Origin of the sequence: Larsenimonas salina (genome assembly GCF_023736155.1) — a bacterium.
GTDB classification, from domain to species: domain Bacteria; phylum Pseudomonadota; class Gammaproteobacteria; order Pseudomonadales; family Halomonadaceae; genus Larsenimonas; species Larsenimonas salina.
In genome coordinates this window covers 1024332-1037557 of sequence record NZ_JAMLJJ010000001.1, presented here as the reverse complement: position 1 = coordinate 1037557, position 13226 = coordinate 1024332, and the positions used below count along the sequence as shown (strand labels likewise).

Below are 13226 nucleotides of genomic sequence, written 5' to 3'. Positions count from 1 at the left end.
CGAGGCTAGACTGCTTTCGTTGCCAGTAGGTGGATCAGGCGTTGTCTAAGCGCCGGGTCGAACAGCCGCCGCCGGGTATTGAGCGCGTCCTTGAGCTCTTCATGAATGTGAAGTACGCCGGCATCATCCTCCCAGCACCACCCCTCATCGGTAAGCGTCTGTAAGAGCCCCTGAAACAGGCGTTTATCGAAATACTCAGGCGCATTCACGCCCTGCAAAAGCGTCAGCCGCTCGGCAAGCGCCTGGCTCTGACCTTCAAGGCTTTCCTGGGTGTAGCTGCCGGAGGGCGCTCTCAGGAGCAGGGAGACCAGTAAATACCCGCGCTCAAGCGTGGGCACGATGATCGAGCCGAGCGTCATCAGCTGCTCGTTTCGAATCAGTTTGCGGGTCGGGCGTGTCCAGTATTCTCCGTTATATTCGAGAAGACCTTGCCCCTTCAGGGCGTGAAGAAGGGTGTCGAACGTGTGGCTTCGGTTGCTCACGCCCGGCAGAAAGAACTCGTTATCAAGCGCCGGCCACATTGGCCCAACCAAGTGTTCCAGCTCCTCGAGGGTCAGTCGCGTGTGGTGTCTGAACGCGAAAGCGACCAACGCGAAGCGGGCAAAAAGATGCAGTACGTTGTTGCGATACCAGGTCAGAAGGGCGGTCTGGTTGTCCTGCACGACGATGATCGGCCCGAGTGCCTGAGGGACGCGTTTGACCATGCCCAGATGGATTGCGTGCTCGATCCATTGCACGGGCGTGCCGTCTGCGGGCATCACGTGGCGGGTTGCAGGGGCGAGGCGCTGAAGCGCGTTGAGCGTTTCGATCTGCGCTTCGAGCAGCGACTCTTCCATGGCCTGATGTGAGGTGGACAAAAGCGCCAGCGCGACCAGATTGACGCCGTTGAGTGTGGCTGCCTCGTTGATGCGTTGAACCACGTCCTTGCCAAGCGCGCGCACGGCTGCAGGATGCCAATCCTGAGTGGGTTCGGTGCGCCAGTCAGGCTGCTGCGCGTCAAGCCAGTAATCGAGCGCGAGCGGCTCACCGATGTTGACGTGCACCTGTCCGAACGGCTGGCGCAGGCGTTTGATCACTCGCACCAGGTCGAAGGGCGATTCGGCCTTTTTCTTGCCGGTGGTGAGCTCTTTTTGATAGGCGCCGGATTCGAGCACTTTTTCATAGCCGATGTAGACCGGAATGAAGGCCATCGGGCGCGTATTTGGCTCACGCACGTAGGAGCGAAGCGTCATGGCCAGCATGCCAAGCTTCGGAGGCAGCATGCGCCCGGTACGTGAACGGCCCCCTTCGATGAAGTACTCGACCGGATAGCCTCGGGTGATCAGTTGGTGCAAATACTCGTTGAAGACCGCGCCATACAGCGCATTGCCCTTGAAGCTTCGGCGAATGAAAAAGGCCCCGCCTCGTCGCAGTACGGCACCGATGCCCGGCATGTCCAGGTTCTTGCCTGCCGCGATCTGCGGTGTGGTCAGGCCGTGGTGATAGATCACGTAGGACAGCAGCAGATAATCGATATGGCTTCGATGGCACGGCACGTAAATGAGCTCATGGGTGCCGGCGAGTGCGCGAACGCGGTCGAGGCCCGTGACGTTGACGCCGTTATAGAGCCGGTTCCAGAGCTGGCCCAGCAGTTTGTACATCAACCAAAGCGCTCGGGGCGAGGTGTGTGAGGCGATTTCGCGTGCGTAGCGGCGGGCCCGTTTCGTTGCGCGCTCAAGCGTGATGTCGTGCGCCTGGTGCGTTTGACGGATCTGCTGTCGCACCTCGGGCGCCTGGGTCACGGTGCGCACCAGTGTGCGTCGGTGCGAAAGGTCCGGTCCCAGTACTTCCTGCCGACGCTGGCGAAATTGACGGTTCAGAAAGCGTATCGAACGCCTGCGTGCGTGCGCCTGGCTGGGGGCTGACGAGGTGAGCAGGTCACTCGCCCGATACGGCGTGCCGTAGCGTACATCAATGTGGCGCCCGTTGAAGGCAAGCGACAGTAGTCGTCGAAACCGGCCGGACAGTGGCCAGCGGTCGGCGGTCATGAGCCGCCATATACCGCGCGTTTCTCGTCCGGGGCGTCGGCCCCAGAAAAACGACACCGGCAGAAATACCACATCGGGTTGATCGTCGGTTTGAAGTCGCTCGAGCAACGCGTCGAACTTGGGCGAGGGGTGTTTCTGCGGCCCGCGCAGGGCGTTGCGTTTGAGCTGATTGAGCGCCACGTGCGCCGGAAGAGTCTGCCCGGGCTCGCTGGCCGAGTCTGCGGGGATGCCGGGTAGCGTTGTCTGGGCGCGCAAACTGTCGAGCGCCAGCTGATCACTTAAGGCATCATGGTCAAGTACATATACCAGCCGGTCGTTCGCTGCTACGTTGAGCGCCGTGGTTTCCGGGGCAATGGAGCGAAAGCGCAGCCAGCGCTTCAACAGGGGCTGCAAACTGCTTTGCCAGAAAAAAGACACGTCAATGAAGCTCCTGAGCGCGGGACAATCGGCCAGTATAGCGGTTGGCTGTCGTCGGTGCTAAGTTCATGGCCGGGAGTTTGAAAGGGAGTTCAACTATGCGCGCACAATGGCGCGAGGGTAACAGTTTCACGTTGCTGCCGGATTCGGATCAGTTTCTGCCGGCGCTGTTCAAGGAGATGGACAACGCCGAAACATCGCTGCTGCTCGAGCTTTACATGTTCGAGGACAGCGAACTGGGTGAGCGATTCATCAAGGCGATGGAAAACGCCTGCCAGCGTGGCGTAAAGGTCTGGCTGATGATCGATGCCTGCGGCTCTTGGAATTTGTCCCGCAAGAGTCGAAAGCGCTTGATCGACGCCGGCGTCGAGTTTCGTGAGTTCAATCCGCTGACGCTGCGTCACCTGGGTAAATTCATTTCACGTGATCACCGCAAGTTGATGATCGTCGATGGCAAGGTGGCCTTCACCGGTGGCTTTGGGGCTTCCGACTTCTTCCTGGATTCCTGGTTCGAGGTGGCGGTGCGCATCGAAGGGCCGTGCGTCAACGACTGGATTTCGCTTTATCGACGCGTCTGGCAGTCGCGCCTCTCGCGCGGGCCTGGCCAGCCCAGCATTGATCGAAGTGTGCTGGGGGCCAGTGCTGAAAAGGCCGACGAACCCGCCGGCGAGATGGATGGCCGGGCGATCTGGGGGCAGGGGTATCGTTTTCAGCAGATTCGAAAGTCGCTGCAGGATCAGGTCGATAGGGCCAAAAACCAGGTCTGGATCTGCACGCCGTATTTCGTACCGACGCGAAGCCTTCGGCGCAAGATGATTGCCGCGGCTCGCCGGGGGGTGGATGTGCGCCTACTGTTGCCGGGCAAGAATCATGACCACCCGGGCGTCTATTACGCCGGCCAGCGCTACTACACGCGCCTTTTGAAGGCGGGCGTGCGCATAATGGAGTTTCAGCCGCGCTTTACGCACGCCAAGTTCAGTCTCTGTGACGACTGGTGCACCGTCGGGTCGTGTAACTTCGACCACTGGAGTCTCCAGTGGAACCTCGAGGCGAATCAGGAGATTCATCACCCCGAGTTTGCCAAGGAGCTTACTGAGCTGTTCGAGCGCAACTTTGCCCAGAGCGAGGAAGTGATCGCTGAACAGTGGTTCAAGCGCTCCTGGTGGCAGCGTGGGCGCGAGTACGTCTATGGCCACATCAATGGCATGATGACTCGCCTTCGCTGATCACGGGCATCAGCGCTTTCGGGCGCCCTTTTTCTTGCCGGTCTGACCGCTCTTTGCGGAGGGGACCGGCTTTTTGGTTTCCTTGGGCGTGCGATAAAGCAGGTACAGATCGAGTGCCAGTTCCGGCAGTTGCGCCATCAGTTTCTGCGCGTCTTTTGGGGTAGCACCCATGGAGGCAAGGTCTGGGTCCTCATCGTCGAAAAGCCCTGACAGAGCCATGAAGGGAAGCAACAACTTGGCCGCTTCCTCTTCGAGATCACCGAACCAGGCGGTCTCATCCATGAACACGCTTTCCATGAATCCGCTGCACCAGTCCGCGACCGGGTGATTGCGGGTGTCGAGTTCAAACTCGTCATCGAACGGCAATTCGACGTACTCACCCTGTTCGAACAGGTCGATGGCGTTGTCGCGAAGTGCCTGACACAGCGCCAGAATGGACGACTGTTCGTCATCGTTTTCAAACGGCGGCTCACCATTGAAGATGGTCGGCACCCAGACGGCAGCGTCCATCCGGTTCAAGGCGATGGCTTGAGCCACCATGAAGCCATGCGTGCCGTAGATGCTGAGGGTTTCTTCATCGACGGTATCGGAGTCGAGAAAGGCGTCGAGCGTTTCAAGGTCGTCATCATCGATGAGGGGATGCTGTTCGGGATGGTCGGTCATGCGGGCCAGAACCTTGTCGACTTAAAAGGCCATTTTATCATCGTTGACATGAACTGTGGATAAGCCCATGGCGGACGTTTCATGACCGAATATCTGAATCTGCCTGATGCGACTGAATTGAGCGGCGTGTCGGGCTCGGCGTTGGGTGCACTCCTGGATGAGTGCGTCACGGCCAGCTGGCACCAGGGCTGTCGTTATTACCCCGATGTGCCATGCCCGCCACACTGGTTGGATCTCAAGGGCAAGAGCGCCGGTCAGGCGCATTTCAAGCGCGGGGGGCTGCGGTTCAATGCGACGCTGTTGCGCGAGAATCCATGGCGCTTTTTGCACGAGGTGGTGCCGCATGAAATGGCCCACTGGTTCGTGTTTCATGCGCTTGAGAATGATGGAAGGCGTCGAGCGCCTCACGGCGCAGCGTGGCAGGCCATGATGCGCGACGTTTTCATGCGCACCCCTTCAGTCACTCACTCGTTCGATGTGACGCAGGCAAGCCCCCGGCCGTACCGATTTCGCTGCGCGTGCTCAACCCATCACCTCTCGCATCGACGCTATCTCAATACGCTCAAGGGAACGCGCTATCGGTGTCGCGCCTGTGGTAAACCCCTGCATTATCAAGGGCCGAATGACCCAGTTGCTGCCACCAAGGTCTAATACAGTCACGGGGTCATGTTCTGTCTATGCTAATTAGGCCAAAGTGCTGATGCTGCACTGCAACCATAACAAGCTAGGGAGTGGGTCCATGACTGAACAAGCCAAACGCTATCCGGTGCCTGAAGCCATCCGCGAGCGTGCTTGGGTTGATGAAACGGCATACCGTACTCGCTACCAGGCGTCCGTTGAGTCCACCGATGCGTTCTGGCTCGAAGAGGCCGAACGGCTTGACTGGTTTTCAACGCCGAAAACGGCAGGAAATGTGTCCTTTTCGCCCGACAGTGTGTCGATCAAGTGGTTTGAAGAGGGCAGGCTGAACGCCTGCTATAACTGCCTGGACCGGCATCTCGATACGAAAGGCGATCAGGTCGCGCTCTACTGGGAAGGCGACGATCCGGGCAAAACCGATTCGATCACGTTCAAGGCGCTGCACGAGCGGGTCTGCCGGTTTGCCAATGGCTTGAAAGCGCTTGACGTCAAAAAGGGCGACACCGTTACGCTCTATATGCCGATGATTCCTGAAGCTGTGGTGGCCATGCTCGCCTGCGCGCGCATCGGGGCCATTCATTCGGTGGTATTCGGCGGGTTTTCACCGGACGCGCTGGCCAACCGCATCGTCGATTCAGGTTCCCGCGTGGTCATTACCTCCGATGAATCGGTTCGCGGTGGCAAGCAGATTCCGCTGAAGGAAAACGTCGACGAGGCGCTCGACCGCCCGGGCACGGATGTGGTCGAGCACGTTGTCGTGGTCAAGCGTACCGGTGCTGATATCGAGACCACCGAGCGCGACCGCTGGTATGACGATGTGGTGGCGGATCAGAGCGCCGAGTGCCCGGCTGAGCCCATGAAGGCGGAAGACCCGCTGTTCATTCTTTATACCTCCGGCTCGACCGGCGCCCCGAAAGGGCTCTTGCATACCACGGGCGGCTATCTTCTGTACGCGTCGATGACGCATCACGATATCTTCGACGTGCACGATGACGACGTGTACTGGTGCGCCGCGGATGTCGGCTGGATTACCGGTCACTCCTACATCGTTTACGGCCCAATGGCCAATGGCACGACGTCGGTACTGTTCGAAGGCGTGCCGAGTTACCCCGATCATGGCCGCATCGGTGAAATCATCGACCGCTATGGCGTGACCATTTTGTATACGTCCCCCACCATGGTGCGCTCACTGATGGCGCAGGGCGATCACATCATGGATTCAAGCTCACGGCAGTCGCTGAGAGTACTGGGCTCGGTGGGCGAGCCGATCAATCCCGAGGCGTGGCAATGGTTCTATCGTGTGATCGGTAACAGCCAATGCCCGATCATGGACACCTGGTGGCAAACCGAAACCGGCGGGGTCATGATCACGCCGTTGCCCGGGGCGACCGAGCTCAAGCCAGGGTCGGCGACGCATCCGTTCTTTGGTATTCAGCCTGCACTCTATGACAATGAGGGCAATGAACTCGAGGGAGCGACTGAAGGCAATCTCGTCATCAAGGCCAGCTGGCCCGGTCAGGCGCGCACCATCTGGAACAACCACGAGCGGTTCGTGCAGACCTACTTCTCGACGTTCGATGACGTCTATTTTACAGGCGATGGCTGCCGACGCGACGAAGACGGCTACTACTGGATCACCGGCCGAATCGATGACGTGTTGAATGTCTCCGGTCACCGCATGGGCACTGCCGAGATCGAGTCGTCGCTGGTGGCGCACGAGGCCGTGGCCGAAGCGGCCGTTGTTGGCTTCCCTCATGACGTCAAGGGTCAGGGCATTTATATCTATGTGACGTTGAATGAAGGCGTCACGCCGTCGGATGAGCTTCGAAGCGAGCTTGTGAAGTGGGTGCGAAAGGACATCGGGTCGATTGCGACACCGGACGTCATTCAGTGGGCACCGGGTCTTCCCAAGACGCGTTCTGGCAAGATCATGCGACGCATCCTGAGAAAGATTGCCGCCAACGAACTCGACGGCCTGGGTGATACCAGTACGCTGGCCGATCCAAGTGTGGTCGACGATCTGATCGATCACCGGGCAGGCTGAGGGTTAAGTCCTGTTTAAAAGGGCGCCTGCGGGCGCCTTTTCCATGTTTGATGTGCGCATAAAGTCGACCGATGTGTGGACACACCCTGTGCGTATGGGCAAAGATGTAGCCATAGGTAGTACGCATACAAGGGCAGAAACTGCCCGATAAGACAGATGACCTAAATAACGGTAGCGCGTGTGCCGCAGGTAACACCGGCAGCCAAGGTGAAGATGCACCAGGCGCCTGTACTTTTTTAGTGCACAGGGTTTTGAGGAGAACGGACGAAATGGCTTTAGCCCAGAAATTTATTGTTGCCGACGATCATCCGTTGTTTCGGGCGGCGTTGACCCAGGCGCTTCGCCAAGTCGCCTCCCAGGTCGACATTGTGGAAGCCGACACCATGGAAGCGACCGTCGATGCCGTCACGCGTCACCCTGACGTCGACTTGATCCTGCTTGATCTTCATATGCCTGGCGCGCATGGCTTTTCCGGATTGATCCAACTGCGTGGTCAGATGCCTGATATTCCGGTTGCGGTCGTTTCCGGCAGCGAGGAAGTCAGCGTGGTGCGCCGCTCGATCGATTATGGTGCTTCCGGTTTCATTCCCAAGTCCGCTTCCCTGGATGTTATTGCCGGCGCCATCAGTGAAATTATCGACGGCGAGATATGGCTTCCGCCTGAAATGGCTGCTGCACTTGGAGAATCCAATGAGGAAGAAACCAAGTTTGCCGAAGCCATTGCCTCATTAACGCCTCAGCAGTTTCGCGTGCTCAACATGTTGACCGAAGGCATGCTCAACAAGCAGATCGCCTATGACCTGAACGTCTCTGAAGCGACCATCAAGGCGCATGTGACCGCGATTCTTCGAAAGCTCGGTGTGCATTCGCGCACTCAGGCGGTCATCGCGGCTCAAAAACTCGAAGTCGATCCGCCCAAGGTGGATTCCAACTGACGTCAAACGACGTAAGTGCTTCTTTCAAAAAGGCCAGTGGCGTACGCCACTGGCCTTTTTGAGTTCGGGCTCATGCCGGCCCGTCTAGCGTGACCGGCTGGCCTGGAGTGCTCGGGTCAGAAGTGCTCGAAGAGCGGCGGGTTTAACCGGTTTGTTGAGCATATGGAACCCGGCCTTTTTGACCTCGTCGGCCACCTCTTCGGTACGGTCGGCGGTAATGACGATGCCGGGCACCTCCTGCTCGATGCCCTCGAGCAGTACATCGAGCGCCATCAGGCCAGTCACTTCGTTATCGAGGTGGTAATCGGCAAGAATTGCATCGGGAGGCGAGCTGAGATTTCTAAGGACCGACTTGGCGCCGCCGATGCTGGTGGCCGTATAGACCTCGATGTTCCAGCCGGTAAGGATCGCCTTCATGCCTTCAAGCGTCAGCGTTTCGTTGTCGATGCAAAGCACACGAGCGCCGCTTAACTTGTTGGCGGGCTTGGCGCGCGCCAGTGAGGCTTCGGCTCGAGTATCCCCTGTTTTTCCCTGACCGATCGGTACCTCGACCGAGAATACGCTGCCCCGGTCGACCCATGAACGAATGCGAATCGAGTGATCGAGCACTCGCGCCATGCGGTCGGCAATCGAGAGCCCCAGGCCGAGGCCTTTTTCGCTTTCGCGGTGACGTGATTTCTGATCGAGTCGCTGAAACTCCTGAAAGATTTCGCTTTGCTTGGATTCAGGGATGCCAGGGCCGGTATCCCACACCTCAATGACCAGGTGTTCGCCCCGGCGACGGCACCCCAACAGCACCCGGCCTTCCTGGGTGTAGCGCAGCGCGTTGGACAGGAAATTCTGAACGATACGACGCAGCATCTGCGGATCACTGTCCACGAAGTGGTGCGGCGTGACCACGCTCAGATCGAGGCCGCGCTCGGAGGCCATGACTTCGAACTCGGCCTGCAGCGGCGCGAAGATGTCCTTGAGTCGGAACACCGAGCGTTTGGGGGTCAGGGCGCCTGCGTCGAGCTTGGAGATATCGAGCAGGGTACTGAGCAGTTCCTCGGCGGCCTGCAATGAGTTGTCGATGTGGGTCAGGGTCTGTTTCTGACCGCCCTGATCGTCCATCTGCTGCGTCAGTGCGGAGGTGAAGAGGCGGGCTGCGTTGAGCGGTTGCAGAAGGTCATGACTTGCCGCGGCCAGAAAGCGAGTTTTCGACGCGTTGGCGTCCTCGGCGATCTGCTTGGCGTGGCGAAGCGCGCGCTCGGCTTCGGCGCGCACCTTGTTTTCCTGGCGAAGCGCTTCGTTGACCTGAGAAAGCGCCTGGGTGCGTTCCTTGACGCGTTCTTCCAGGTTTTCGTTGGTTTCCTTGAGGGCGATTTCGGCAAGACGGCGCTCGGTGATGTCCTGATACAGGGCGAACAAACCCAGTACGCGCTGTTGATCGCCGTGGTGTGGCGTATAGGTGGCAAGCATGTAGCGCGTACCGCCTTCATCATCAGTCATCGAAAGCTCGTAGGAAACGCGCTCACCGGCAAGGGCCCGCAGCATCCAGGGCGCGCGTTCGCGCCAGTCGCTGCGTGTCATCACGTCCTCGGCACGCTTGCCGATCACCGAGGCACGGTCGACGTTCATGGCCTCTTCATAGGCGTGGTTGGCAAACAGGAAACGACACTCCCGGTCGAAGTAGGCGATCAGTGCCGGGACGTTGTCGGTGTAGATGCGGATGTTGTTTTCCGAGCGAATCAGCGCCTCTTCCGTGCGCTTTTGCTGGGTGATGTCCTGATAGGTATACACAAACCCGCCGCCCGCCATCGGGTTGCCGTGAACGTCCAGTACCGTGCCGTTTGGGCGATAGCGCTGATAGTGGTGTGGCTGGCCCGATTTGATGTTATCGATCAAGAGGTTGACGTGCTCTTCCGGGTCACCGGGGCCGTATTCGTTATGTTCGGCGTTGTAGCGAAAGACCTGATCGATCGGTGCGCCGACGCGAATCATGTTGTCGGGAAAACCGAACAGCTCCAGGTAATACTGGTTCCAGACCACCAGGCGCAGACGGTGATCCACCACCATGACGCCCTGATGGAAGTTCTCGATCGCGGCCTGCAGCAGCGCGCGGTTGAACTCGAGCACCTGAGAGGCTTCATCGACGATGGAGACCACATCCGAAATGGCGATTTCCCGGCCCGAGAGCCCCGAGTTGATGACGATGCGCGCCGAGGAGGCGCCGATGGCCGAGGAGAGCAGGCGCTCGCTGAATTGAATCATGTCGATCGACGCGCGGTCGTTGGGGCTGATCGGGGGGCGGTTCTTGTGATAGTCGCGAAACGCGCGCTCGACCTGTTCGTCGCTCAAGAAGCGTTTGCACAGGGTTTTCAAGTCCCCGATCGTGGTCTGGCCCTGCCAGGGACGATTGACCGACGCATAGGGGTGGCCTGAGCTGTCGACGAACTGCGAGGCCTGAATCCGATCCACCACGCGCTCGCTGCTGGACTGAGAGAAAAAGATGTAGCAGAACAGGTTGACGCCAAGCGAGAGCATCACGCCCTGAGTCAATGGATCACCGACCGAGAAGCCAAACAGATGGCCCGGCGCGAGAAACGCAACGCCGAACGGGCCGTGTTCCATGATGCCGGTCGGGACCAGATTCGCACGATTAAGCGCGGGCAGGAGCAGCGTGTAGGCCCAGATGGCGATGCCGGCACCAAGCCCGACCGAGGCGCCGAAACGATTGCCTTTCTTCCAGTAAAGCCCGCCAAGCAGTGCCGGGGCCAGCTGGGCAAGCGCGGCCAGTGACAGCATGCCAATGCTTGAAAGGGTGCTGAACTCGGCAACCAGTCGATAAAAGCCGTAGGCGAGCGCCAGAACCAGAACGATGACGACGCGGCGCGTTCTAAGGACCCATTTGGCGTAATCGCCGTGGTGGGCGTCGAACCAGTGCAGCTTCAACAGAAGCGGGATCAGTACTTCGTTTGAGATCATGATGGCAAGCGTTACGCCGGCCATGATGACCATGCCGCTGGCGGCGGCGAACCCTCCGATGAACGTCAGAAACGTCAGCAGATCATTGTCGAGCGCCATCGGCAGCAGCAGGACAAAGCTGTCAGGGGTGCTGCCGGCCGGAAGCAGACTCAGGCCGGCGGTGGCCAGGGGGAGGACGAAAAAGCCCGCCAGCGCAAGGTACAGCGGGAACAGCCAGCGGGCATGCCGGCTGTCGTCTGGGTGGGTGTTTTCGACCACCGTGACGTGAAACTGGCGAGGCACGCAGAACATCGCGAGCATGGCCAGAAGGGTCTGTGTCCAGAAACCGTGGGAGGATTCCTGAGTGCCGAGGCTTTTGATCTGCAGAAGCTCGCTTGCCCGGCGCGATAGATCTCCAAGCCCGTCGAAGGTACCCCAGGTGATGACGGCGCCGAGCAACAAAAAGGCCGCCAGCTTGATCACCGACTCGAACGCGATGGCCTGAATCAAGCCTTCATGGTGCTCGGTCGCGTCGGTATGTCGTGTACCGAACAAGATGGCGAAAATTGCCATCAACATGGCGATGTAGAACGCGGTATCGCCGAACAGCGGCGAGTGCAGGATGTCGGCATTGTCGGTCAGAAGGGTGAGGCTCGAGGACATTGCCTTTAGCTGAAGCGCGATGTAGGGCAGGGTGCCGATCAGAACCACAACGCTTGTAAATGCGGCAAGCTCCTGAGACTTGCCGTAACGTGAGGCGATAAAGTCGGCGATCGATGTTACGTTCTGGCGCTTGGCAACGCGGATCATCTTGGCAAGCACCGGCCAGAACAGCACGAACGTCAGGATCGGGCCAATGAAAATGCTGGCGTAGGACCACCCCTGGGTCGCGGCCTGGCCGACGCTGCCATAGAACGTCCAGGACGTGCAGTACACCGCAAGGGCAAGACTGTAGACGATCGGGCGGCGCTTGGCCGCGCCCTGTTGCACCGCGCGGCGATCGCCAAGCCAGGCGATTCCGAACAGCAGCGCGATGTAAGTCAGTGATGCGGCAATCAGTAGCCAGCCTTGAAACATGTCCCTCTCCCTTGCAGATCTGCGCTCATTCTAGTGGTATCAAACGCAAAGTCACTGGTCTCGATCCGCATTGCTGCTGCGTGAGAGCGGCGCATGCTGCGCGATAGTCTCGCCACGCACTAACGGGGCTGGTAGGATAAAACGCCTTTCCTGCGCGTATGCGCACGCGACACTTCTTATCTCATCGACGATTTCGAATTCCTATGCAAGACGTTCATAACGCCTCCGACCGTGCGTCCTATGTCGACGCGGCTGCGCCCTCGGTGCCAGACACCGACTTAAGCGCGAAAGAGTCAAGCGCCGAAGCCAAGGCCAAGCGCGAGTTCAATAAACTTCAGAAGCGCCTGCGTCGCCTGACCGGCAACGCCATTATCGACTACAACATGATTCAGGAGGGTGACCGCATCATGGTGTGCCTTTCCGGTGGGAAGGACTCCTACACCATGTTGTCTATCCTCATGAACCTACAGCGTAATGCGCCGGTCAACTTCGAGCTGGTCGCGGTCAACATGGACCAGAAACAGCCCGGTTTTCCAGAGCATGTGCTGCCTGAGTACCTGGACACGCTTGGCATCGAGTATTACGTGGTCGAGCGTGACACCTATTCGATCGTCAAGGAGAAGGTGCCAGAGGGCAAGACCACCTGCGCGCTGTGCTCGCGTCTTCGGCGGGGAACACTCTATGGGTTTGCCGAGGAGATTGGAGCCACCAAGGTGGCGCTCGGGCATCATCGCGATGATCTGCTTGAAACGCTTTTTCTCAACATGTTCCACGGTGGGACGCTCAAGGCCATGCCGCCGAAGCTCCTCTCTGATGATGGGCGCAACATCATCATCCGACCGCTTGCGTACTGCAGTGAGGCCGATATTCAGAGCTACTCGGATCAAATGCAGTTTCCGATCATTCCCTGCAATTTGTGTGGCTCCCAGGAAAACCTCCAGCGTCAGGCCGTGAAGGGCATGCTTCAGGAGTGGAAGCACAAGCATCCGGGCCGCATCGAGTCGATGTTCAAGGCAATGACGAACGTTGCACCGAGTCAGTTGGCGGATCGGGCCCTGTTCGACTTCGAAGGGCTCGAGCAGAAGCAGGCCAGCATGCACGCGGACCGGATCGATTCGATCACTCTCGATACGTCGTCGTAATCGGCAAGGGCCCGGCCGGTGGGCGTTTCAGGCACGTTTCTGAATTGATTGAAAAAAAGTGAGTCGGATTTGTTGACTTGAAAGCGAGAGCCTGTAGAATGCAGCGCCAC

8 protein-coding genes are annotated in these 13226 nt (G+C 59.0%); 5 read left to right on the top strand and 3 right to left on the bottom strand.

Annotated features, from left to right (window positions below; all coding sequences use genetic code 11):
• Positions 1-5 precede the first annotated feature (5 nt).
• On the bottom strand, positions 6-2444 hold the full coding sequence (gene plsB / locus NAT23_RS04935) for a glycerol-3-phosphate 1-O-acyltransferase PlsB (protein ID WP_251926094.1): 2439 nt from the start codon (positions 2442-2444) through the stop codon (positions 6-8).
• Between the two features lie 98 nt (positions 2445-2542).
• On the opposite strand from plsB, the gene NAT23_RS04930 reads away from it, so the two are divergent.
• A complete protein-coding gene (locus NAT23_RS04930) occupies positions 2543-3670 on the top strand; it encodes a phospholipase D-like domain-containing protein (protein WP_251926092.1) in 1128 nt (375 codons plus the stop codon).
• 9 nt (positions 3671-3679) lie between these two features.
• Here the strand turns inward: NAT23_RS04930 and NAT23_RS04925 are convergent, their stop codons facing one another.
• On the bottom strand, positions 3680-4333 hold the full coding sequence (locus NAT23_RS04925; protein ID WP_251926091.1) for a YecA/YgfB family protein: 654 nt from the start codon (positions 4331-4333) through the stop codon (positions 3680-3682).
• A gap of 81 nt (positions 4334-4414) precedes the next feature.
• On the opposite strand from NAT23_RS04925, the gene NAT23_RS04920 reads away from it, so the two are divergent.
• From NAT23_RS04920 to NAT23_RS04910, 3 genes are all read left to right on the top strand, one after another.
• Positions 4415-4984: a SprT family zinc-dependent metalloprotease gene (locus NAT23_RS04920; protein ID WP_251926090.1), complete on the top strand. Its 570-nt coding sequence runs from the start codon at positions 4415-4417 to the stop codon at positions 4982-4984.
• Positions 4985-5072: 88 nt separating this feature from the next.
• The gene (acs, locus tag NAT23_RS04915; RefSeq protein ID WP_251926089.1) at positions 5073-7016 is read left to right on the top strand and encodes an acetate--CoA ligase; all 1944 of its coding nucleotides are present in this window, start codon (positions 5073-5075) and stop codon (positions 7014-7016) included.
• A 269-nt stretch (positions 7017-7285) separates the two neighbouring features.
• Entirely contained in the window at positions 7286-7951 is a 666-nt protein-coding gene (locus tag NAT23_RS04910; RefSeq protein ID WP_251591236.1) for a response regulator, read from the top strand.
• Between the two features lie 84 nt (positions 7952-8035).
• Here NAT23_RS04910 and NAT23_RS04905 read toward each other — a convergent pair whose 3' ends face one another.
• The gene (locus tag NAT23_RS04905) at positions 8036-11974 is read right to left on the bottom strand and encodes a hybrid sensor histidine kinase/response regulator (RefSeq protein WP_251926088.1); all 3939 of its coding nucleotides are present in this window, start codon (positions 11972-11974) and stop codon (positions 8036-8038) included.
• A 203-nt stretch (positions 11975-12177) separates the two neighbouring features.
• Between NAT23_RS04905 and ttcA the strand changes: the two genes are divergently transcribed.
• Positions 12178-13116 carry a tRNA 2-thiocytidine(32) synthetase TtcA gene (gene ttcA, locus NAT23_RS04900; protein WP_251926087.1) on the top strand — a complete coding sequence of 313 codons (939 nt, stop codon included), beginning with the start codon at positions 12178-12180 and terminating at the stop codon, positions 13114-13116.
• Positions 13117-13226: the final 110 nt, after the last annotated feature.

Excerpts from the sequence above, each read along its gene's own strand:
- NAT23_RS04920 (WP_251926090.1), top strand. The coding sequence starts at position 4,415 with ATGACCGAATATCTGAATCTGCCTGATGCGACTGAATTGAGCGGCGTG.
- NAT23_RS04925 (WP_251926091.1), bottom strand. The coding sequence starts at position 4,333 with ATGACCGACCATCCCGAACAGCATCCCCTCATCGATGATGACGACCTT.
- NAT23_RS04930 (WP_251926092.1), top strand. The coding sequence starts at position 2,543 with ATGCGCGCACAATGGCGCGAGGGTAACAGTTTCACGTTGCTGCCGGAT.
- acs (WP_251926089.1), top strand. The coding sequence starts at position 5,073 with ATGACTGAACAAGCCAAACGCTATCCGGTGCCTGAAGCCATCCGCGAG.
- NAT23_RS04910 (WP_251591236.1), top strand. The coding sequence starts at position 7,286 with ATGGCTTTAGCCCAGAAATTTATTGTTGCCGACGATCATCCGTTGTTT.
- NAT23_RS04905 (WP_251926088.1), bottom strand. The coding sequence starts at position 11,974 with ATGTTTCAAGGCTGGCTACTGATTGCCGCATCACTGACTTACATCGCG.
- ttcA (WP_251926087.1), top strand. The coding sequence starts at position 12,178 with ATGCAAGACGTTCATAACGCCTCCGACCGTGCGTCCTATGTCGACGCG.